Below are 1,113 nucleotides of genomic sequence, written 5' to 3'. Positions count from 1 at the left end.
CTAACGCAGGGGTGCGGGCAACCGGTCTGACCAGGTTGAAGACCTCGCGGGCCGCGTAGCGCTTGAGGCATCGGATGATCTCGCGTCGGGTCTTGCCCTCCTGTGTGCGGCGTTCGTAGTACTCCTGGGTGCGCGGGTCGTGGCGCAGGCGGGTGAAGACGATGCGGTGCAGGGCGGCATTGGCCTGCCGGTCGCCGCCGTAGTTGAGCCGACGCGTGCGCCGCCGACCGGAGGAGTACTCGATGGGGCTGACTCCGCAAAGGGCAGCAAAGGACGCCTCAGTGTTCAGCCGCTCGGGGTTGTCCCCCATGGTGATCAGGAGAGTGACGGCGCTGTCCGGACCGATCCCCACCGGCACGAACAGCTGTGGGGCGTGGCGTTCGACGAGCCGGGTCAGGCGTTGGTTCAGCTCGTCGATCTGCCCGGTGAGCTGCTCAATGCGCTCGGCGAGCATGCGCAGGGTCAGGTGGGTGGCCTGGGCCACCGCGTCCTCGCCGTCGTCTGGCCCGAGGCGTGCGCAGGTGCGGAACAGCTCGCGGTTGCCCAGGCTGGACAGCTGTTCCCGAAGGGCGGGATCGGCGATGACCAGGGCGGCCTTGAGCTGGTTGATCGCCTGGGTACGGGCCTTGACCGCGGAGTCCTTGGCGAGCTTGAAGATCCGGGCGCTGTGCACCGGACCGTCGCCGGACTTGGCCCGGGCCCGGGCGCGACCGCTGAGCACGGCCTGCGCGGCGGCCTGAGCGTCGGGCGGATCCGACTTCCCCAGCAGGCGGCGGGCCGAGCGGTCGGGGCGGTTCACTTCGTATACCTCGACCTGCTGCGCCAGCAGGTAGCGGGCCAGGCCCGCGCCGAAGGTGCCGGTGCCCTCCACACCGGCCCGGCGCACCGTCCCCCGCCTGCGGGCCCACACGAGAAGCTGCCGATAGCCGGCCGCCGTGGCCGGAAAGGACGCGGTGCCCAGGACCTTCCCCAGCGGGGAGATCACGGCGGCGACATGCACCTCGCCGTGCGTGTCCACGCCCAGTACGACCTCTTTCCGCACGGGAGGGTCTGTGCTGGAGGAGGTGCTGCGCTGTCTGGTCGTCATGGTGGTTCGCCTCTCGCGTGGTGACG

The 1,113-nt window shown here is 70.4% G+C and carries 1 protein-coding gene; it reads right to left on the bottom strand.

Going from position 1 to position 1,113, the window contains the following annotated elements; genetic code table 11:
- Positions 1–1,087, bottom strand: a 1,087-nt coding sequence (locus ASC56_RS37355) for an IS110 family transposase (protein ID WP_055489036.1), incomplete at its 3' end; no start/stop codon positions are given.
- Between the last annotated feature and the right edge of the window lie 26 nt (positions 1,088–1,113).

Origin of the sequence: Streptomyces sp. TP-A0356, from assembly GCF_001417775.1 — a bacterium.
Lineage (GTDB): Bacteria > Actinomycetota > Actinomycetes > Streptomycetales > Streptomycetaceae > Streptomyces.
Note: the sequence above shows the minus strand (reverse complement) of the source record. Positions and strands in the feature narration are given on the sequence as shown.